Source organism: Enterobacter cloacae complex sp. ECL411, assembly GCF_021869665.1.
GTDB classification, from domain to species: domain Bacteria; phylum Pseudomonadota; class Gammaproteobacteria; order Enterobacterales; family Enterobacteriaceae; genus Enterobacter; species Enterobacter intestinihominis.
The window spans coordinates 2,662,050-2,680,974 of sequence record NZ_CP091486.1 but is presented as its reverse complement, the minus strand read 5'-3'; the positions used below and the strand labels follow the sequence as shown (position 1 = coordinate 2,680,974).

Below are 18,925 nucleotides of genomic sequence, written 5' to 3'. Positions count from 1 at the left end.
GGACAGCCGTATGACGAATACCCCTGCGATGAACCGTTATAGCTGGTATGGCAAATTACCCAGCGCCGGAGATTTTTTGCAACGTCGCTTTCCGGATACCCTGCAACGCCAGTGGTCGCACTGGTTTCAGGTCGGCCTGCTGGCCTGGCAACAGGAAGAGCAGCGCAGCGGCGAGCGCCCGTTTTCTAAAGCCCCGGTGTGGAACTTTGTCGTCCCGCCGATGCTCGGTAGCCAGATGATTCAGATGGGCTGCCTGCTACCGGGCCGTGACAGCGTAGGCCGTCACTATCCGGTATGCCTGCAACTGAGCTTCACCCCGGCCGAGTGGTCATCCCGTCTGCTCGGGCAGGCTGAAAGCTGGTACCAGCAGCTTGGCCGTCTGGGGCTGCACGCGGTGCGTAACAGCTATTCTGCCTCCCAGCTGGATGAAATGCTGATGACCATCCCGGCGCCCCAGCCGGTTGAGCCGCAAAAGCGTTCCGACATTCTCGACGTGATTGGCTATGACGACGAGGGTCAGAGCACGCTGGGCTGGCCGCAGGCGGCGGAGTGTTTTGATCCGCTGCGCCAGACCAGCTACTGGTGGACAAACCGCTGCGACGGCTATCCGCTTTACACCCACGTCCACAGCGGAAACTTCACCGGGCAGCTCTTTACGCTGTTGTTCGATCCGGCAGGCGGCGCCCGTCCGGGCCGCCACGGTCTTTACCCGCCTATGTTTGAATAAGCAGGGATCTTATGAATATCGATAAATTTCTCGCGCCGATAAGCCCCGATAACCCCTGCGGTGAAAACCTGGAGTACGACGCTGATTTCCAGGCCATGGGGCAGGCCAGTCAGGGCAAAGCCGAACAGCAGTTTGGCGACACCATCATTCCGGCAGAGCCTGCCGACTGGAACACGGTGGAAAGACTCGCCACCAGCCTGCTGGGCCGCACCAAAGATCTTCGCGTCATGCTGGCGTTAACCCATGCCTGGACGCGTCGTCGCGGGCTGGCAGGTTACGCCGACGGGCTACTGCTGGTGCAGGAAGCCCTGTCCCGTTACTGGGAGCAACTTTACCCGCTGCTGGAAGAGTATGGCGAAACCGATCCGTTCTACCGCATTAACGCCCTCGCCGGGCTGAGCGATAAATCTGACCTGACGGTCGCGGTGCGTAACGCCTCACTGCTCCGCTCTAACGGCGATGAGATTTCGCTCCGTGACGCCCAGGCGCTGCTTGATGGCAGTAAAACAGAGTGTCCGGATTATCCGGGCGGTCGTCCACGACTGATCGATGAGCTGGCCCGGGGCGATCAGCCAGGCACCGAAGCGGTAATCGTGATCAACGAACGCCTGCTCGCCATCCGTGAACTGCTTACCGGCTATCTCGGGGAAAGTGGCGTACCGGAGATGGAACAGCTGCTGAAAACCGTCGGGCAAGTTTCGAGCGCCTGTCAGGTGACCGATATCAGCAAGTTGCTGCCGAACCGTGACGCGCAGGCTGAGCAGCACGCCGAGCCGCAGCCGGTGACCGCGTCGCCCGTTCAGCAGGTGACGGACTGGCGCAGCGTGCAGGTGACCAGCCGCGCCGACGCGCAGCTGATGCTGGAAAAAGCGAAACAGTATTTTGCGAAGTACGAACCCAGCCACCCCGCACCGCTGATGATTGAACGGGTGCAGCGGCTGTCTGAACTCAACTTTATGGACATTATTCGCGACCTGGCGCCAGACGGCGTTAACCAACTGGAAAACATCTTTGGACGCCGCGAATGACGCGTCCTGGCATTATGACGACAGGCATGGAGTCAGCCGTTTCACCTTCACCGCGCATCTTTGATGGAGAACATCATGGCAATGAGTAACAGTGGACAGAAATTCATCGCACGCAACCGTGCTCCCCGCGTGCAGATCGAATATGACGTAGAGATCTACGGCGCAGAACGCAAAATTCAGCTGCCGTTTGTGATGGGCGTTATGGCCGATCTGGTTGGCAAGCCGGTGGAAAACCTGCCAGCCGTCGACGAGCGTAAGTTCCTTGAAATCGACATCGACAACTTCGACGAACGCATGAAGGCGCTGAAGCCGCGCGTGGCGTTCCAGGTGGATAACACCCTGACCGGCGAAGGTAAGCTCAACGTCGATCTGACCTTTGACAGTATGGACGACTTCCTGCCGGACGCGGTAGCCCGCAAAGTAGAGCCGCTGAACAAGCTGCTGGAAGCGCGCACCCAGCTCTCTAACCTGCTGACCTACATGGACGGCAAAAACGGCGCGGAAGAGCTGATTGCAAAAATCCTTCAGGATCCGACGCTGCTCAAATCCCTGAGCCAGATGCCAAAAAATGACGAAAGCGCGAAAGGTAGCGAGGAATAATCGATGAGCAACCAGACTCAACAACACGATCAGCAGGCGGGCCAGGCCTTCAGCCAGGACGAGTTCAGCGCGCTGCTGAATAAAGAGTTCCGCCCGAAAACCGATCAGGCGCGCTCTGCCGTAGAAAGCGCGGTAAAAACCCTGGCGCAGCAGGCGCTGGAAAACACCGTGACCTTTTCAAACGATACCTACCGCACCATTCAGAACCTGATTGCCGGTATTGACGAGCAGCTTTCACAGCAGGTGAACCAGATCATTCACCACGAGGAGTTCCAGAAGCTGGAGAGCGCCTGGCGCGGGCTGAGCTATCTGGTGAACAACACCGAAACCGACGAGATGCTGAAGATCCGCTTTATGAGCATCTCCAAGCAGGAGCTGGGCCGCACCCTGAAGCGCTACAAGGGCGTGGGCTGGGACCAGAGCCCGATCTTCAAAAAAATCTACGAGCAGGAGTACGGCCAGTTCGGTGGCGAGCCGTTTGGCTGCATCGTAGGCGACTACTACTTCGACCACAGCCCGCAGGACGTTGAGCTGCTGGGCGAGATGGCGCGCATCGGCTCTGCGGCCCACTGTCCGTTCATCACCGGCACCGCGCCGGGCGTGATGCAGATGGAGTCCTGGCAGGAGCTGGCTAACCCACGCGACCTGACAAAAATCTTTCAGAACACCGAATACGCCGCCTGGCGTTCACTGCGTGAATCGGAAGATGCCCGTTATCTGGGCCTGGTCATGCCGCGCTTCCTGTCGCGTCTGCCGTACGGCATTCGCACCAATCCGGTCGACAGCTTTGACTTTGAAGAGCAGACCGACGGCGCAAACCACAACAGCTACTCCTGGGCGAACGCGGCTTACGCGATGGCCGCCAACATCAACCGTTCCTTCAAAGAGTACGGCTGGTGCACCTCGATTCGCGGCGTGGAGTCCGGCGGGGCGGTGGAAAACCTGCCGTGCCACACCTTCCCGAGCGATGACGGCGGCGTGGACATGAAATGCCCGACCGAGATCGCCATCAGCGATCGTCGTGAAGCCGAGCTGGCGAAAAACGGCTTTATGCCGCTGGTTCACCGTAAAAACTCCGACTTCGCCGCCTTCATCGGCGCGCAGTCCCTGCAAAAACCGGCCGAGTATCACGACCCGGATGCCACCGCTAACGCGCGCCTGGCCTCCCGTCTGCCTTACCTGTTTGCCTGCTGTCGTTTTGCTCACTACCTGAAGTGCATCGTGCGCGACAAAATCGGCTCCTTCCGCGAGCGCGAAGAGATGGAACGCTGGCTGAACGACTGGGTGATGAACTACGTGGACGGCGACCCGGCTAACTCCTCCCAGGAAACCAAGTCTCGCAAACCGCTGGCGGCTGCGGAAGTGCAGGTGCAGGAAATTGAAGACAACCCGGGCTACTACGCCGCGAAGTTCTTCCTGCGTCCACACTACCAGCTGGAAGGCCTGACCGTTTCCTTGCGTCTGGTATCTAAACTGCCGTCGCTGAAGACGAAGGACGCGTAATGATGATTGCCGGCCCGAAGGGGCCGGCAATTTGAGCGGAAGAGCTTAGCTTGTTTCTGTCAGTGAATAAGGATAGACGGTGAAACATATACTTTTGATCGCGACCAGTTTGCTGGCAGTTTCTACTCTCGCAAGCGCGGAGGCAGGAAATTACAAATACCCTCAAGCGGAAGCATTGCCTCAGGATGACACATCAAACTTCCAACGCGATCCGACGCTGTTAACAGGGTACGATTTAAATCTGAGTGCAGAGCGTTTTGCTAAAGCCTGGCTGTCGAAAACGAATGAACGTGAACGCATTAAGGCAAATATGTATCTTCTCGGCGTAGTCGACGCGTCTGAGGGCACTGCATGGTGCAAGGGCAGGCCTTTTTTGCCAAATACAATACATGAGTTTCTCTATTCTCGTTTTGCGAACTTATCGAAACAGCAAGGCGAGGAGCGCGCTTCAAAAATCATCATTGACGGCATGAAAGAATTACGCCCGTGCAAAAAAGGAGAGTGACAAATGAGACCATTATACGAACAACTTAAACGTCAGCATTACTCTTCAAATCACACACGCGCGGGTTTTGCCTCGGGTGAACAGGTTTTTTCAGAAATTGGCTACGATTATTCGACGATTATCAAGCAACAACCGGCATACGAAAATACCTGTGCGGTAAGAATGAGCCTGGCATTGTTAAAATGCAATGTTGAATTTACAGGGCGTTTACCCATAAAGACCGGTCCCTATAAGGGAAAAACAATCGAGCCTGGCGCAAAATTACTTGCCGATCAGCTTTATAAATCCCATGTGTTTGGCAAGGCAGAAATCTTTAAAGACCGCGAGGCTGGTGCACGCTCAATGTTGGGCCGAAAAGGTGTTGTTTTCTTCAATAAAATTGATGGGTATGGCGGTGGTCATATCGACCTTATCGAGCCTCTGAGTAATAATTCGTTTATATGTAACTCCGATTGCTTTCCGTACTGTCAGGAAATCTGGTTTTGGGAATTAAAATAATTACATTCAGGTGTTTAAAGACCGTATTTCTTTTGCTCACTTGCTTATCTTTTTCTGCTCGCGGTGACAACCCTTACGTTGATTTTTATCAGCAGCAAACATACCGGCAGGTGGTTAAAGATTTTGTCCTGGCGCGCTGCCTTGCGCAGGTAGCAGATAAAGGCAGTCAATTTTCTGCTGATGCGGCCCGCAGTGCGAGTGCATTTATTGAATGGATACCGTTTGATGCTGAAAACGGTACTGACAAAGTTAACGCCATTATTGGGAAGTATAAAAACCAAATTAATGGTTTCCACTCGGAGCGCAAACCTGATGTAAAAGGCGTAACCTTAAATTGTCTACGTCTTTATCATAGCGACGAACTGAATAAACTGGTTCCGCAGCTCATCATTGGCGATCCTGATCGTACCTGGATTCAGGATAATCCGCAGTAGTAAAAGACTTCACATTCTTTCCGTTCATTCAGGGGGAATGTAAGACTGTCAAATGACACGGGTCGTTTGATATGAGGCAGAGGTAAAATATGGACGGTTTTATTCAGCCCCATGCTTTCCTGTTTGCCATATAAGGGCTTTTTCGAAAGCAATATTGTTCATCCACGAAGAGTAGATATTATGGCTATTGATATGTTTCTGAAGGTCGAGGGTGTTACGGGCGAATCTAAAGATTCTAACCACACCGGCTGGACTGATATTACCTCCTTCTCCTGGGGCGCGTCCCAGCCGGGTAATATGAGCGTTGGTGGCGGCGGCGGTGCCGGTAAGGTTAACTTTAACGATCTGCACGTTAACGCTCTGATCGACAAATCCACTACAGCAATCCTGAAACACTGCGCAAGCGGTAAGCACCTGACCAAAGTTGAACTGTCCGTCTGCAAAGCGGGTGGTCAGCAGGTTGAATACACCCGCATCACCCTGGAAGACGTTCTCGTAACCTCTGTTCAGTACACCGGTGCAGACAACGGCGATACCGTTGGCGTGACCTATGCATTCCAGGCTGCGAAAGTGAAACAGCAGTATTGGGAGCAGACCACTGCCGGTGGTAAAGGTGCTGAAAGCAGCGCTGGCTGGAACATCAAAGAAAACAAAGAAGCATAACAGGAGTGGGCCCGAAAGGGCTCACTTTATCCTGTGCTTTTTAAAAGGGAAAATACTTATGCGTCCTGCTTTTGGTGCCGCCTGGAACAGATTCAGAGAAGTTAATGTCAATGTCGAGACGGTGGGTAAATTATTGGGTGGAAAAGTCCAGCACAATATCGAAGCCGGAATTTTTCAAAATGCATGCCCCATTCGTATGAGCTACGTTTTAAATTATTGTGGCGTTCCAATTCCCGCCAACAGTAGATATGCGACGGTTACGGGGAGTGATAAAAAACGTTACATGTATCGCGTAAAGGATATGATTGCTTTTCTGCCAACTGTACTGGGTAATGCAGATCTGACGGTGACGTCTCCAACACCAGGCCAATTTGCAGGTAAGCAAGGCATTATCATCTTTACCGGTCATGGCTGGAGCGATGCCACTGGACATGTCACGCTCTGGAATGGGAATATTTGCTCCGATGATTGCCATTTTCTGGGTTCTCCCGGTAATGGTTCGTTTATTCCTGGCAGCGCTACGCTCTGGAGCCTGAAATGAAACATTTACTCGCTTTCGTGCTGGCGTTGAATACCTCATATACCTTCGCCCAAACTCTGCCGGACGTTAATACCTTTTCTCAGCAACAGATTTTTGAAAACTGGGTGCAAAATCGCTGTATCGGAAAGATTGCGGATAGTACGACACTGAAAAATGATGCAAAGGCAAGCGCCGCAGCATGGCTGGAAGCCAGTAACCTGCCTGCCGAGAATTTCGAAAAGGCCGACGAGGTTATTAACACCTTACTGAAACAGAAGCTAGGTGGTACAGCACCAGTAAACTATGAGGTTTTAAAGTGCAGCCTAATTTCCCATAGCGATGCGATTCGCCAACTCAGTGTGCAAAAATAAATCTTCTGCAAAAGCTAAAAAATTAAAAAGAATACAAGGAGTTTCCATGGCAAGTCCGTCAAACGTTGCTCCAGGTTACTGTGTTGTTCAGCAACCCGGCACTCTGGATTTTCAGGCAAGACAGCTATTTGGCAATGTGCGCAATGAAAAATCCGAGTATTTTATGCAATTGAATAAAGACACTGCGTGGCTCAAGTCTGGACAAATATTAATTGTCGCTGATCCACGTAGCGATAATCAAACACAGCAGATTAATAGTTTAGCCATTGCGAAAAAGAAGGTAACCAACGCGCTTGCGACTTTGGACGTGGCCACTGCTGAATTTTTGAAAAATAATTATGATAATATAAAAGCCATAACAGGCTGGGGCGATACAATCGTCGGTGGTGTGAGTGGTGCTGGTGAGTCATATTTTAAGCAAATAGAAAATATTTTAATTAAAATTGAAGCTACCTATCAAAATTAGTACAGAACACAAGGTGCGCTTTTCGGCCAACAGTTTTATGCTGAGCGCAATGCGCTTTTCGCACAATTGAAACCCTTGTTAAATAAAATAACTAAAAAAAAGCTTAAGTTTAAAGATTATGCGGATCTTAAGAGAGCATTAGGGCTTTCCACGAAATCAATTGTCCATGAATGGAGTACTGTTGGGATTGGCGCAATCCCAGGTTACTCAACATATATTGACAGAACTGCCAAAATCACCTCTTATCTGAAAGCAGGCGGATGGGTTGCTTTAGGTTTTTCTTTTGTGAACACGTCTAACGAAGTTTATCATGCCTGCACCACTGGAAGAGAAAATGAGTGCAGCAGGGTTGCAGTGACTGAATATAGCAAATTTGGGGGTGGTGTCGCTGGTGCTGCATTAGGCTCATCCCTGGCGGCTCCCATTTGTCTTGCATTAGGTGTACCCACAGCGGGGACAGGAACACTCATCCGTGGTTTAGTGGTTGGTGCAGTCGGGGCTGCGGGTGGAACACAAATCGGTGGGTTTGCAGGAGAACAGCTCAATAACTTAATTTTTAGCGGAGAATAAAGTGATTTTTAATAATATTTACTCTGCTGTTATTATATGTCTTTTTGCTGCCTTTATAATCCTGGTTATTTCATTTTATATAGACTATCGGAAAAAACATCGCCAGGTTAACCAAATATATTCGATATTCACAAATCAACAGTTGCTCAAAAAAGAAGATTATCAAACCTGGCAAAATCTTGGATTCTGGGGGTTTGGTTTTCTCACCACAATTTTATCACGGATCTTACAGGGTAAGCGTGTGAGACTCACTGAGTGTCGTTGGCTTGAGCCACAGTCGTGCAATGAAATTTTGTCTGCCTTTGAGTTATCATGGGTTAAGTCGTACAGAAGAAAAATCATTATTGCCACTATTATATTTTTAGTGCTGTTAATTCTTTCCATCGTTAATAATATGTAATCCTATTCTGAAATTTAAATGATGCCTTTCTGAATTAACCCCCAAACCCCGCCGTTTTCACCCCCGAGAGCGGCAGCGTTTGAGCGCTAATCATACCAGCAGGAATACGCCATGCGATTCACGATTATTTCTACGAAACCCGGTCATCAGCCGCCGCAAAGCAGCTGTGATTTTTATGCCCCGGGCGGCACCATTGGGCGCGGTACGGATAACAATCTGGTGCTGCCGGATAATGACCGCACCATCTCGCGTTTGCAGGCCATCGTTCACGTCGACGCCAGTGGCGAATGCCGCGTCACGAACCGCGGCAGCGTTACCCGCGTGGTACTGAATGATATCCCGCTGGAGCGTGGGCGTCAGGTTGAGCTTCAGGATGGGGATATTCTCGGTATTGATGATTATCGCATTGAAGTCAGCGAACTCATTCATGACACCCAGCCCGTAAGCCGCATGGCGGCCAGCATGCAGCAGGCGCGCCCAGCGGCGACACCTGCTCCGGCGGCACAACCGAAACCGGCCAGCGCCGCGCCGCGCGGAAAAGCTGAACCTACGGCCGTGCCGTCGGAAATCTGGGACAGCCTGATGCAGGAGTTCTCCATCTCCGACAGCATCTCCAGCAATCGGGCAAAGCCACAGCCCGCGGCCTCCCACGACCCGTTCTCCCAGCCTGCGGCCCCGGAGCGGAATGCCGAAGACCCGCTGGCGATGTTCAACGATGCCGATCCGTCGCTTGAACGTAAAAACGTGGACCCGGACACGCTGTTCAGCGATGAAGCGTTGTTTAAAAAAGAGAGCATCTTTGACGATGTCACCCCTTCAACGCTGGTACAGCCGGACGAAAGCAAACCTGCCCAGCCAAAGGAAGAGGCGTCGGATGAACTCGATCCGTTAGCCCTGTTTGGCGGGTCGGCGAGCGCGCCTGCCGCGCGTCACGATGACCCCCTTGGCCTGATGGGCGGCGCGCCGTTAACCCATCCGGATGAAATCGTGGCTGATAAGCCGGAGCCAAAGCCTGAAGCGCAAGCCGCACAGGAAGAGGATGCGCTGGCCAGTTCACCGCTGTTCGATCCGGAACCGACTGAACCACAGGACGCGCCGCGCGCGGAAGAAGAGCCCGCGCGTCCCGATTACGCTGGCTTCACCATGCCAACGCCGCAGGCCGTGGCGCGCAGCAACGCGCAGGCACCGAAAGGCCGCCTGCGTATCGACCCGGTTAAAAACGCTGCATCGCCTGCTGCCTCAGCGCAGACCGGCGAGCGGGGCGAGGTGCTTCAGGGCGAACTGCTGGAGGCGCTGCTGGAGGGCATGGGCCTGAGCGAAATGCAGCCGGTGCCGCAGTTTGACCGGGAAAATATGCGTCAGCTGGGGCAGATCCTGGGCATGTTCTCGCAGGGAACCGTGGCGCTGCTCTCCTCGCGCTCCATTCTCAAGCGCGGGGTGAAGGCCGATATGACCATGGTGCTTGACGATGCCAACAACCCGTTCAAGCTGCTGCCAACCGGTAAAACGGTCCTGATCCAGATGTTCGGCACGCCGATGCCGGGCTTTATGCCGCCGACCAAATCGGTGCGTGATGCGCTGATCGATCTGCAGGCGCACCAGTTGGGGATGATCTCCGGTATCCGCGCCATTATCGCCGCCATGCTGCAATCCTTTAACCCGGAACAGCTGGAAGAGCAGGCGAAACAGAACGGAATGACGTCACGCCTGGCGCTGCCGGGCAGCCGTAAAGCCGCGCTGTGGGATTATTTTGTTCGCAGCTATGGCGAGACGGCGGGCGAGATCGAGGACGACTTCCATACCCTGTTTGGCGAAGCCTTCCTCCATGCCTATGACATGGAGGTCAATCAGTACAAAGACTCACAAAGCGGATCGGAAGAAAAATGAATATCGCAACGGCTTCTCTCTCCCGCCAGGGGACGCGCGCCAGCAACCAGGATCAGACGGGAGAAACCATTGGGGAACGTTCAGCCTGCTTTGTCGTCTGTGACGGCATTGCGGGCCTGCCGGGCGGCGAGGTGGCCGCTGAGCTGGCCCGCAACAGCATTATTTCCCGCTTTGACGGCGACAAGCACCTGAATGCGCAGCATATTCGTGACTACGTCCAAACGGCGAACCGCACCATCCTCAGCGAACAACAGGCCGTGCAGGACTATCGCCGGATGGGCACCACGCTGGTCAGCCTGTTTATCGACAGGGATTACCGTCTGGCTTACTGGGCGCACGCTGGAGACAGCCGCCTGTACCTGTTTCGCCGCGGCTGGCTGTGGCACGTCACCACCGACCACAGCCTGGTGCAGCAGATGAAAGATGCCGGGCATCAGACCGACGATCTCAACAGCAACCTCCTGTATCTGGCGCTGGGTATTGAGAATGGCGGACCGGAAGCGAGCTACAGCGATGTCGTGCAGGTTGAAGACGGTGATGCGTTTTTACTCTGCACCGACGGTTTCTGGCACGGCGTCAGCGAAGAGCAGATGAAACAGTCGCTGCACATGGTCAATACGCCACAAGAGTGGCTGACCTTGATGAACCAAATCATTCAAAAGAATGCTGAACAGGAGGGCAAAGCTCAGGATAACTATACCGCCGTGGCGGTGTGGATGGGCAACCCTCAGGACACCACTTTGCTGCATACGCTCTCTGACGCAGCACAATTTCTTCCCTGCGGAACTGATTAGACACACAAGGATTGATATGAAACTTTGGCTATCGGGTTTGGCTCTTCTGACGGTGGCGACCACCGCACAGGCTGAAAACTTCCGCATCGTGCAGTCTCCTGCGCAGAAGCTGGATATCTGGATCGACAACATTAAAGACAATACGCCGCAAAGCTGGTGTAAGGCGGACGTGGCGCTGCGTATCGTGGCGAACGGCAAGAAAGAGGTTTCGGTGCTGGAAAACTTCGTGCCGCGCCTTGGCTCGCTGCTGGAGCACCAGTGTAGCAAACTGAATACCCTGAACTGGACGCTTAACGATCCGGAAGGCACGACGCTTGCCCGGGGCACAGCGGCTAAAGCGCAGGACTGGGCGCTGGTGGTGAAACAGCAGGAAACGGCGGCGGCAACGACCACCACCTCAGGCGCGCTGCTACCGCCTGACCAGAATCCGGAGACGCACACCGTGGCGGCAGATCGTACGCCATGGCAGGAGTTCACCCTTCAGGACGGTTGCCACCTGCGCACCTTCTGGGAGGGCGGTTCCTCCGCGCCAGCGCTGTTTATTCCCGATTCCGACACCACTCGCTGCGGCAACGGCAGCTGGCTCAGCGGCCACACCGTGGTGACGCAGAATCGTAACGGGACGCAGAAAGCGATTCCGGTCACCTACATTCACGGCTTCCCGGTGATGGGACTGAACAACGCGGTTGATCCTGAAAAGGCGCTGATCACCTCCGTCAACAAAGAGCGCATGGTCTTCAGCACCCCGAACAGCGATCAGAGCTGGATGATCCTGCCGTACGACAGCACCCTGAACGGCTGGAAGAGCAACGGCACGGTGGCGGTGGAAATCACCCGTGAGATCGCCAGCGACGACGCCAGACTCCAGGCGCGTATCGCAGAGGTGAAGAAGATCTGGAGCGCATGGGTTGCACCGGGCGCGGAGCTGAACGTTGTTCTGATTGACACGCTGCGTCCGCAGCTACGCGATCCGGCTGTGGGCGCCTGGCGCGCGGCGAATTAAGGAGGGGCTATGAATACGCTTTATCAACGTCTGGCGGGTGAGTCGATTAGCGACGCGCTGCTTCGCCTGGAAGCCGAAATCAAAGCTCGTCCGGCGGATGCCGATCTGCGCGCTGCGTTTGTGCAGTTTCTGATCCTCAGCGGCAACTGGGCGCGCGCCCTGACCCAGCTGAAAAGCTGGCTGGCGCTGAAGCCGCAGGCAAAACCAACCGTAACGCTGCTGGAGCAGGCCATTCAGGGTGAACAGCAGCGGGCGCGCGCGTTCGCGGGAGAGGTACGACCGGCAATGCCCGAGGCGCAGTGGCCGTGGCTGACGACGTTAGCCCAGGCGCTGAGCGAAAGCGCAGGGCATGCGCAAACGCTGCGCCTGGCAGCACTCGAACAGGCCCCGGCAAGCCGCGGGCAGGTCACGCTGGAGAATGAAGAGAGCCACACCTTTGAATGGCTGATGGACGGCGATGCCCGTCTGGGGCCGGTGTGTGAAACCCTGGTCAACGGCCGCTATTTCTGGGTGCCGTTCTGCGCCATCGACACGATCCGTTTTCAGGCTCCGGCCAGCGTGACCGATCTGGTGTGGCGTCATGCTCTGGTCCGCCTCACGGACGGCACCGAGCAGGTGTGTCAGATCCCGGCGCGTTATCCGTTTGCTGACGGAGCGCCAGACAGCGTTAAGCTGGGGCGCACCACCGAGTGGCTTCCACTCGACGATGACGGCACCCTGTATGAAGGCATGGGGCAGAAAGCCTGGCTGAGCGAGCAAAGCGAAAGCCCGCTGCTCACCCTGAGCCTGGTGACGTTCGCCGCGGATGGCGCGGATGAGTAATCCCGCTGGCGAAGGCGATCTGCTGCGCAGCGGCTGGCAGGCCCGCAGCAGGCAGGAGAAAGTGGGGGCACGCGACAAAATGCAGCCGTCACTGCTGGATCGTCTGACGGATAACGATCCGGAAAAAAAACGCGAGTCCGCCAACAGTAATCTGATTACCCACGCCGCGCTGCGTCGTAACGTCCTGCGGGATTTACAGTGGTTGTTTAACACCATTAACCACGATGCCTCCAGCGATCTGAGTGGTCTGACGCAGGTGAGCCGTTCTGTCGTTAACTTTGGCGTCGCGCCGCTGGCGGGGAAAAGAATGTCCGATATCGAATGGCACGACATTCAGCGCAAGCTCACCGAAGCGATTATTAACTTTGAACCGCGGATCCTGCCGCAGGGGCTTCAGGTTCGCTGCGTGTCCGATACCTCCTCATTAGATCTGCACAACGTGCTGTCTATCGAAATCAAAGGCCGCCTGTGGTGCGTACCGTATCCGCTGGAGTTTCTCTTTCGCACCGACGTCGATCTTGAGAACGGCCATTTTGAACTGAAGGATGCGGGGTAATTATGGAAAGCAAACTGCTCGAATATTACAACCGTGAACTGGCCTATCTGCGCGAGATGGGCGCGGAGTTCGCCGAACGCTACCCAAAAGTGGCGGGGCGGCTCGGCATGCGCGGCATCGAAGTGGCGGATCCGTACATAGAGCGCCTGATGGAAGGTTTCGCCTTCCTGACCTCCCGCGTGCAGATGAAAATGGACGCCGAATTTCCACGCTTTTCACAGCGTATGCTGGAGATGATTGCGCCAAATTACCTGGCGCCTACGCCGTCGATGGCGATCGCTGAGATTCAGCCCGACAGCAGCCGCGGCGACCTGAGCAAAGGCTTTATTGTGCCGCGCGGCACCATGATGGACAGCCTGGCGCTGAAAAAAACCGGCGTTACGTGCAGCTATACCACGGCGCACGAGGTCAACCTGCTGCCGTTAAAAATTGAGCGGATCGAGCTGGGCGGCGTTCCCGCCGATCTGCCGCTGGCCCAGCTCGGCCTGAGTCAGCGGGGGATCAGCAGCGCCTTACGGATCCGCATTGCCTGCGATGGCCCGCAGCATCTTGGGCATCTGGATTTTGACCGCCTGGAGTTCTTCTTAAGCGGCCCGGACATCGAGGCGCTGAAGCTGCTGGAGCTGGTGATGGAGCACCACGCGGGTATTGTCTGCCAGACGGTCAGCAAGCAGCCCCAGCGCCAGCTGCTGTCGTCTGACGCCCTGCGCCAGGAAGGCTTTGATGCGGATCAAGCGCTGCTCCCGGACGATCTGCGTAACTTCGACGGCTATCGCCTGTTGCAGGAGTACTTTGCGTTCCCGGCGCGTTTTCGCTTCATCAGCCTGAGCGGGCTGGGCAAGCTGATCCAGCGCTGCGAAGACGAAAAAGCGTTTGATATCTTCATTCTGCTCGACAAGAGCGACGATCAGCTGGAGCGCGTGGTGGATGCCAGCCACATGGCGCTGCACTGTACCCCGGTGATCAACCTGTTCCCGAAAGTGGCGGCCCGGCAGAAGCTGAGCGAAAGCCAGCATGAATACCATCTGGTGGTGGATAACATCCGCCCGCTGGATTATGAAATTTATGCTGTGAAAAAAATCTATGCCAGTGCGGATGGTCAGCGGGACGACCAGACGTTTCGTCCGTTCTGGAGTACCTGGAGCGGAGACGCGGGCAACTACGGCGCCTATTTTTCCCTGCGCCGTGAACAGCGCGTCCTCTCTGAACACGCGCTGCGCTACGGCACCCGCACGGGCTATATCGGCTCGGAGGTCTTCGTCTCGCTGGTGGATGCGCAGCACGCGCCGTGGCAGGAGAATTTGCGCTACATTTCCGCCGAGGTGCTGTGTACCAGCCGCGACCTGCCGCTGATGCTCCAGCAGGAGCTTGGGCAGTTTATTATGGCCGACTCCATGCCGGTGAAGGCGTTAACCCTGCGTAAAGGCCCGACGCCGCCGCGTCCGGCGCTGGCGGAAGGGTTCAGTACCTGGCGGCTCATCAGCCAGCTGCAAATGAACTACCTCAGCCTGATGGACAGCGAAAACGAAGAGGGCGCTGCCGCGCTGCGTCAGCTGTTAGGGCTGTACGCTAACCTCGCCGAGACGCCGGTTGCCCGTCAGGTGGATGGCGTTCGTCACTGCGTGCTGGAGCCGGTGCACCGCCGCGTGCCGGAACCCGGCCCGGTGGTGTTCGCCCGCGGGATCGGCATCACCCTGACGGTGGACGAACGCGCCTTTTCCGGTGCCAGCCCGTGGCTTTTCGGCAGCGTGCTGGAACGCCTTTTTGCCCGCCTGGTCTCCATCAACAGCTTTACGGAGTTCACGCTCAAGAGCCAGCAGCGCGGCGAAATCGGCTACTGGGCGCCGCGCATGGGTAAAAGGGCGCTGGTATGAGTGAAGTTGCCCCTGCAACGCTGCGCGTGCATCGCCTGACGCCGCTGCCCGATGCGTACTGGCGCGGAGTGCGCGAGACGCCGTGGCGCTACGATCTGTTTCAGCTGTTAAGACGTATTGATGCCCAGGGCGGTGAACGTTACCCGCTGGGGCGCGCGCCGCTGCCTAAATTTGAGCCGCTGCGTATTGGTCAGCAGCCTTCAATGGGGTTTGCGCCGTCAACGGTTGCCGAGGTCCGGCAGCGGGAAGAGAACGGACTGCATGAGGTTTCCATTCTGAGCTTCGGCCTGTTTGGTCCTAACGGCCCGCTGCCGGTACACATGACCGAGTATGCCCGCGAGCGTATTCATCATCATCAGGATCACAGCCTCAGCGCGTTTGCCGACCTCTTTCACCACCGCCTGACGCTGCTGTTTTACCGCGCCTGGGCGGACGCGCAGCCTGCCGTTTCACTGGATCGCGACGACAACAGGCGCTTCGAAGGGTATCTTGCATCGCTGATTGGCATGGGTCAGCCCGGCCAGATGTCGAAAGGCAGCCTGAGCCCGCATGCCCGCTTTACTCACGCCGGGCACCTGACCCGCCACGGGCGGGACCCGGAAGGGCTGGAGAAGATCCTGCGCAACTATTTCAACATTCCGGTCAGGTTGGTGGCCAATGTACCGCAGTGGATGCCGCTCTCAACGCGGGAGCAGGCACAGCTGGGTGAGGGGCGTCGCCTGCCGCGCATGGGGGAGTCCGCTTTTCTTGGCATTGCGGTACGCGACGTGCAGCATAAATTTCGTCTTGAGATTGGCCCGTTGAGCGCTGACGAATACAACCGTTTTCTGCCGGGCGAAGGGTGGGTCACCGAGCTGCGCGACTGGGTGCGACAGTACGCCGGGGTGGAATTTGAATGGGAAACACGGGTGATCCTGCGCGCCGATGCGGTGCAGGGCACCACGCTCGGCAGCGCCGGGCGATTAGGGTACAACACCTGGCTGGGCCTTCAGCCTCAGCCTGTTCCGCGTGGCGATCTGGTGTATCGCGCAGAGCGATAATCCTTCCGTATACCGAATCATTGTTAATGGAAACTAACATGTCAGAAATTAGCCGTGCCGTGCTTTTCGGCAAACTGGATACGCTGTTATTTACCTCTCTGGAAAGCGCGACTGCCTTCTGTAAGCTGCGCGGCAACCCGTACGTTGAGCTGGTGCACTGGCTGCATCAGCTGATGCAGCAGCAGGATGGCGATCTGCAACAGGTCATCCGTCACTTCGCCCTTGATGAACAGCAGCTGACGCGCGATATCGTGGCGGCTCTGGATGCCCTGCCGCGTGGCGCGAGTTCCGTCTCTGATCTTTCCGAGCATATCGACAGCGCCGTCGAGCGCGCCTGGGTCTACGGCTCGCTGAAGTTTGGCGTCAGCCGCATCCGCGGCGGCCATTTGTTGATCGGCATACTGAAAACGTGGAATCTGGCTAACGTGCTGAAAAGTATTTCGGCGCAGTTCACCCGTCTTAACGTCGAGGTGCTGATCGAGCAGTTCGACGCTATTTGCGCCAGCAGCAAAGAGAGCCAGCAGGCCGCCGCCGCTGCGGACGCAGCTGCCGGGGCAGTACCGGCTGCGCAGGGCACGCTGGCGCAGTATGGTCAGGATCTGACGGCGCGCGCCCGGGATGGGAAAATTGACCCGGTGGTGGGGCGCGATGAAGAGATCCGCCAGATGGTCGATATTCTGATGCGTCGTCGCCAGAACAACCCCCTGCTGACCGGGGAAGCTGGCGTCGGGAAAACGGCAGTGGTGGAAGGGCTGGCGCTGCGTATCGCTGACGGCGACGTGCCTGAGCCGCTGCAAAACGTTCAGCTGTGGCTGCTGGATATCGGCATGCTTCAGGCCGGAGCGGGCATGAAAGGGGAATTTGAGGCGCGCCTCCAGGCGCTGATTAACGAGGTGCAGTCCAGCGCCACGCCGATTATTCTGTTTATCGATGAGATCCACACCCTGATTGGCGCTGGCGGCCAGCAGGGTACCGGTGATGCCGCTAACCTGCTCAAGCCTGCCCTGGCGCGTGGGCAACTGCGCACCATCGGCGCGACCACCTGGGCGGAATACAAAAAATACATTGAGAAAGATCCGGCGCTGACCCGCCGTTTCCAGACCGTACAGGTTCACGAGCCGGATGAAGCGAAAGCTGTATTGATGCTGCGCAGCACCGTGTCGCCGCTGGAAACTCATCATCAGGTTTTACTCCTCGACGAAGCGGTCAGCGCGGCGGTGAAACTGTCGCATCGCTATATTCCTGCGCGTCAGCTGCCGGATAAAGCGGTGGCGCTGCTGGATACCGCCTGCGCGCGCGTGGCCGTCAGCCAGAGCGCGCCGCCTGCCCAGCTGGAAGACTGCCTGCGTCATCTGGCGGCCCTGGACGTGGAGCTGGAGATTGCCGAACGTGAAGCGCGCGTGGGGGCGGGCGATCCGGCGCGCGTGGCGACATTAAGCGCCGAACGTGACGCGTTCGAAACCCAACGCGAGGCCCTGGCTAGTCGCTGGGAAGAAGAGCGCACGCGGGTGCAGGAAATTATCCGTCTGCGTGCCGCACTGTTTGCGGCGAGTGATGAGGATACGGCTGAACTGCGCGGCCAGCTGGCAGAACAGCAGCAGGCGCTGAAGACCTTACAGGGTGACGAACCGCTGCTGTTTGCCGCGGTCGATGAAAACGTGGTGGCTGCGGTGGTTTCGGACTGGACCGGGATCCCGCTGGGCCGGATGGTGAAAAATGAGATCGACGCGGTGCTGAACCTGGCTGATACGCTGAACCAGCGGGTTATTGGTCAGCGTCACGGTCTGGATCTGATTGCCCGTCGGGTAAAAACCTCGCGGGCGAAGCTTGACGATCCGAACAAACCGGTCGGCGTATTTATGCTCTGCGGGCCGTCCGGCGTGGGCAAAACCGAAACCGCGCTGGCGCTGGCGGAGTCGCTTTACGGCGGCGAGCAGAACGTCATTACCATCAACATGAGTGAATTCCAGGAAGCGCACACCGTTTCGACGTTAAAAGGTGCGCCTCCGGGCTATGTGGGCTATGGTGAAGGCGGCGTCTTAACCGAGGCCGTGCGCCGCCGTCCCTACAGCGTGGTGCTGCTGGACGAAATTGAAAAAGCGCACCCGGACGTGCACGAGATCTTCTTCCAGGTCTTCGACAAGGGCTGGATGGAGGACGGCGAAGGGCGTCACATTGATTTCCGTAACACCATTATTATTCTGACCTCTAACGTCGGCACCGAGCTGATCGCAGCCATGTGCGCCGACCCGGAACTGATGCCGGATCCTGACGCGTTAAGCGGCGCCCTGCGCCAGCCGCTGCTGGAGGTGTTCCCGCCTGCGCTGCTGGGCCGCCTGCTGGTGGTGCCGTATTACCCTCTGAGCGACGAGATGCTGGGGCAGATTGTGCGTCTTCAGCTCAGGCGCATTCAGCGTCGTCTGGAAGAGAATCACAATATTATTTCTGAATTTGACGACAGCGTGGTCGAACAGATTGTTCAGCGCTGTACCGAGGTTGAGTCGGGCGGGCGTATGGTGGATGCGATTCTGACCAATACGTTGCTGCCTCAGATGAGCCAGATTTTACTTACCGCCAGCCGCAGCGACGAGCAGTACCGACGTCTGCATGTCACCTGCGAGCAGGGCGAGTTCCACTGTCAGTTTGCCGCGTAATAATCATCAA

20 protein-coding genes are annotated in these 18,925 nt (G+C 56.4%); all 20 read left to right on the top strand.

The genetic code is table 11. The annotated features are described in order from the left end of the window. Positions 1 to 10 precede the first annotated feature (10 nt). The 20 genes from tagF (at position 11) to tssH (ending at position 18,915) form a co-directional block, all read left to right on the top strand. On the top strand, positions 11 to 727 hold the full coding sequence (gene tagF, locus L3069_RS12780; protein ID WP_006810959.1) for a type VI secretion system-associated protein TagF: 717 nt from the start codon (positions 11 to 13) through the stop codon (positions 725 to 727). Positions 728 to 738: 11 nt separating this feature from the next. Continuing rightward, positions 739 to 1,755: a type VI secretion system protein TssA gene (gene tssA, locus L3069_RS12775; protein ID WP_038416234.1), complete on the top strand. Its 1,017-nt coding sequence runs from the start codon at positions 739 to 741 to the stop codon at positions 1,753 to 1,755. A gap of 75 nt (positions 1,756 to 1,830) precedes the next feature. Then, entirely contained in the window at positions 1,831 to 2,355 is a 525-nt protein-coding gene (tssB, locus tag L3069_RS12770) for a type VI secretion system contractile sheath small subunit (protein WP_022648413.1), read from the top strand. Between the two features lie 3 nt (positions 2,356 to 2,358). Further along, positions 2,359 to 3,858: a type VI secretion system contractile sheath large subunit gene (gene tssC / locus L3069_RS12765; protein ID WP_006810956.1), complete on the top strand. Its 1,500-nt coding sequence runs from the start codon at positions 2,359 to 2,361 to the stop codon at positions 3,856 to 3,858. 79 nt (positions 3,859 to 3,937) lie between these two features. Next, complete coding sequence (locus L3069_RS12760) at positions 3,938 to 4,363, top strand: Rap1a/Tai family immunity protein (protein ID WP_038416233.1); 426 nt, start codon at positions 3,938 to 3,940, stop codon at positions 4,361 to 4,363. Between the two features lie 3 nt (positions 4,364 to 4,366). Then, positions 4,367 to 4,861, top strand: coding sequence for a T6SS effector amidase Tae4 family protein (locus tag L3069_RS12755; protein ID WP_022648411.1), 495 nt, complete (start codon positions 4,367 to 4,369; stop codon positions 4,859 to 4,861). Then, a complete protein-coding gene (locus L3069_RS12750) occupies positions 4,846 to 5,295 on the top strand; it encodes a T6SS amidase immunity protein Tai4 family protein (protein WP_051979828.1) in 450 nt (149 codons plus the stop codon). Before L3069_RS12755 ends, L3069_RS12750 begins: the two co-directional genes overlap by 16 nt. 180 nt (positions 5,296 to 5,475) lie before the next feature. After that, the gene (locus tag L3069_RS12745; protein WP_014884229.1) at positions 5,476 to 5,958 is read left to right on the top strand and encodes a type VI secretion system tube protein Hcp; all 483 of its coding nucleotides are present in this window, start codon (positions 5,476 to 5,478) and stop codon (positions 5,956 to 5,958) included. Between the two features lie 58 nt (positions 5,959 to 6,016). Then, positions 6,017 to 6,499 (top strand): type VI secretion system amidase effector protein Tae4, encoded by a 483-nt coding sequence (locus tag L3069_RS12740; RefSeq protein WP_023300327.1) that lies wholly within the window; start codon positions 6,017 to 6,019, stop codon positions 6,497 to 6,499. After that, a complete protein-coding gene (locus L3069_RS12735; RefSeq protein ID WP_038416232.1) occupies positions 6,496 to 6,849 on the top strand; it encodes a T6SS amidase immunity protein Tai4 family protein in 354 nt (117 codons plus the stop codon). The genes L3069_RS12740 and L3069_RS12735 overlap by 4 nt, the downstream gene beginning before the upstream one ends. A gap of 46 nt (positions 6,850 to 6,895) precedes the next feature. Next, positions 6,896 to 7,315: a hypothetical protein gene (locus L3069_RS12730; protein ID WP_227022504.1), complete on the top strand. Its 420-nt coding sequence runs from the start codon at positions 6,896 to 6,898 to the stop codon at positions 7,313 to 7,315. Between the two features lie 75 nt (positions 7,316 to 7,390). Then, positions 7,391 to 7,885 (top strand): hypothetical protein, encoded by a 495-nt coding sequence (locus L3069_RS12725; RefSeq protein ID WP_227022503.1) that lies wholly within the window; start codon positions 7,391 to 7,393, stop codon positions 7,883 to 7,885. 511 nt (positions 7,886 to 8,396) lie between these two features. Continuing rightward, on the top strand, positions 8,397 to 10,172 hold the full coding sequence (gene tagH / locus L3069_RS12720) for a type VI secretion system-associated FHA domain protein TagH (protein WP_032624080.1): 1,776 nt from the start codon (positions 8,397 to 8,399) through the stop codon (positions 10,170 to 10,172). Beyond that, a complete protein-coding gene (locus tag L3069_RS12715) occupies positions 10,169 to 10,966 on the top strand; it encodes a PP2C family serine/threonine-protein phosphatase (protein ID WP_022648406.1) in 798 nt (265 codons plus the stop codon). The genes tagH and L3069_RS12715 overlap by 4 nt, the downstream gene beginning before the upstream one ends. Before the next feature lie 16 nt (positions 10,967 to 10,982). Beyond that, a complete protein-coding gene (locus tag L3069_RS12710) occupies positions 10,983 to 11,969 on the top strand; it encodes a hypothetical protein (protein ID WP_022651409.1) in 987 nt (328 codons plus the stop codon). A gap of 9 nt (positions 11,970 to 11,978) precedes the next feature. Beyond that, positions 11,979 to 12,791 carry a type VI secretion system accessory protein TagJ gene (locus L3069_RS12705; RefSeq protein WP_038416231.1) on the top strand — a complete coding sequence of 271 codons (813 nt, stop codon included), beginning with the start codon at positions 11,979 to 11,981 and terminating at the stop codon, positions 12,789 to 12,791. Continuing rightward, the gene (gene tssE, locus L3069_RS12700; protein WP_015570336.1) at positions 12,784 to 13,347 is read left to right on the top strand and encodes a type VI secretion system baseplate subunit TssE; all 564 of its coding nucleotides are present in this window, start codon (positions 12,784 to 12,786) and stop codon (positions 13,345 to 13,347) included. Before L3069_RS12705 ends, tssE begins: the two co-directional genes overlap by 8 nt. A gap of 2 nt (positions 13,348 to 13,349) precedes the next feature. Continuing rightward, positions 13,350 to 15,221 (top strand): type VI secretion system baseplate subunit TssF, encoded by a 1,872-nt coding sequence (gene tssF, locus L3069_RS12695; protein WP_023300321.1) that lies wholly within the window; start codon positions 13,350 to 13,352, stop codon positions 15,219 to 15,221. Then, complete coding sequence (gene tssG / locus L3069_RS12690) at positions 15,218 to 16,261, top strand: type VI secretion system baseplate subunit TssG (RefSeq protein WP_038416230.1); 1,044 nt, start codon at positions 15,218 to 15,220, stop codon at positions 16,259 to 16,261. The genes tssF and tssG overlap by 4 nt, the downstream gene beginning before the upstream one ends. A gap of 38 nt (positions 16,262 to 16,299) precedes the next feature. Continuing rightward, positions 16,300 to 18,915 (top strand): type VI secretion system ATPase TssH, encoded by a 2,616-nt coding sequence (tssH, locus tag L3069_RS12685; RefSeq protein ID WP_038416229.1) that lies wholly within the window; start codon positions 16,300 to 16,302, stop codon positions 18,913 to 18,915. Positions 18,916 to 18,925: the final 10 nt, after the last annotated feature.

Bases quoted from the DNA above. Each gene is read 5' to 3' on its own strand.
- tssB (WP_022648413.1), top strand. From the start codon at position 1,831: ATGGCAATGAGTAACAGTGGACAGAAATTCATCGCACGCAACCGTGCT.
- L3069_RS12740 (WP_023300327.1), top strand. From the start codon at position 6,017: ATGCGTCCTGCTTTTGGTGCCGCCTGGAACAGATTCAGAGAAGTTAAT.
- tssG (WP_038416230.1), top strand. From the start codon at position 15,218: ATGAGTGAAGTTGCCCCTGCAACGCTGCGCGTGCATCGCCTGACGCCG.
- tssC (WP_006810956.1), top strand. From the start codon at position 2,359: ATGAGCAACCAGACTCAACAACACGATCAGCAGGCGGGCCAGGCCTTC.
- tagF (WP_006810959.1), top strand. From the start codon at position 11: ATGACGAATACCCCTGCGATGAACCGTTATAGCTGGTATGGCAAATTA.
- L3069_RS12755 (WP_022648411.1), top strand. From the start codon at position 4,367: ATGAGACCATTATACGAACAACTTAAACGTCAGCATTACTCTTCAAAT.
- tssA (WP_038416234.1), top strand. From the start codon at position 739: ATGAATATCGATAAATTTCTCGCGCCGATAAGCCCCGATAACCCCTGC.
- tssF (WP_023300321.1), top strand. From the start codon at position 13,350: ATGGAAAGCAAACTGCTCGAATATTACAACCGTGAACTGGCCTATCTG.
- L3069_RS12710 (WP_022651409.1), top strand. From the start codon at position 10,983: ATGAAACTTTGGCTATCGGGTTTGGCTCTTCTGACGGTGGCGACCACC.
- tagH (WP_032624080.1), top strand. From the start codon at position 8,397: ATGCGATTCACGATTATTTCTACGAAACCCGGTCATCAGCCGCCGCAA.
- L3069_RS12745 (WP_014884229.1), top strand. From the start codon at position 5,476: ATGGCTATTGATATGTTTCTGAAGGTCGAGGGTGTTACGGGCGAATCT.
- L3069_RS12730 (WP_227022504.1), top strand. From the start codon at position 6,896: ATGGCAAGTCCGTCAAACGTTGCTCCAGGTTACTGTGTTGTTCAGCAA.
- tssH (WP_038416229.1), top strand. From the start codon at position 16,300: ATGTCAGAAATTAGCCGTGCCGTGCTTTTCGGCAAACTGGATACGCTG.
- L3069_RS12735 (WP_038416232.1), top strand. From the start codon at position 6,496: ATGAAACATTTACTCGCTTTCGTGCTGGCGTTGAATACCTCATATACC.
- L3069_RS12715 (WP_022648406.1), top strand. From the start codon at position 10,169: ATGAATATCGCAACGGCTTCTCTCTCCCGCCAGGGGACGCGCGCCAGC.
- L3069_RS12705 (WP_038416231.1), top strand. From the start codon at position 11,979: ATGAATACGCTTTATCAACGTCTGGCGGGTGAGTCGATTAGCGACGCG.
- tssE (WP_015570336.1), top strand. From the start codon at position 12,784: ATGAGTAATCCCGCTGGCGAAGGCGATCTGCTGCGCAGCGGCTGGCAG.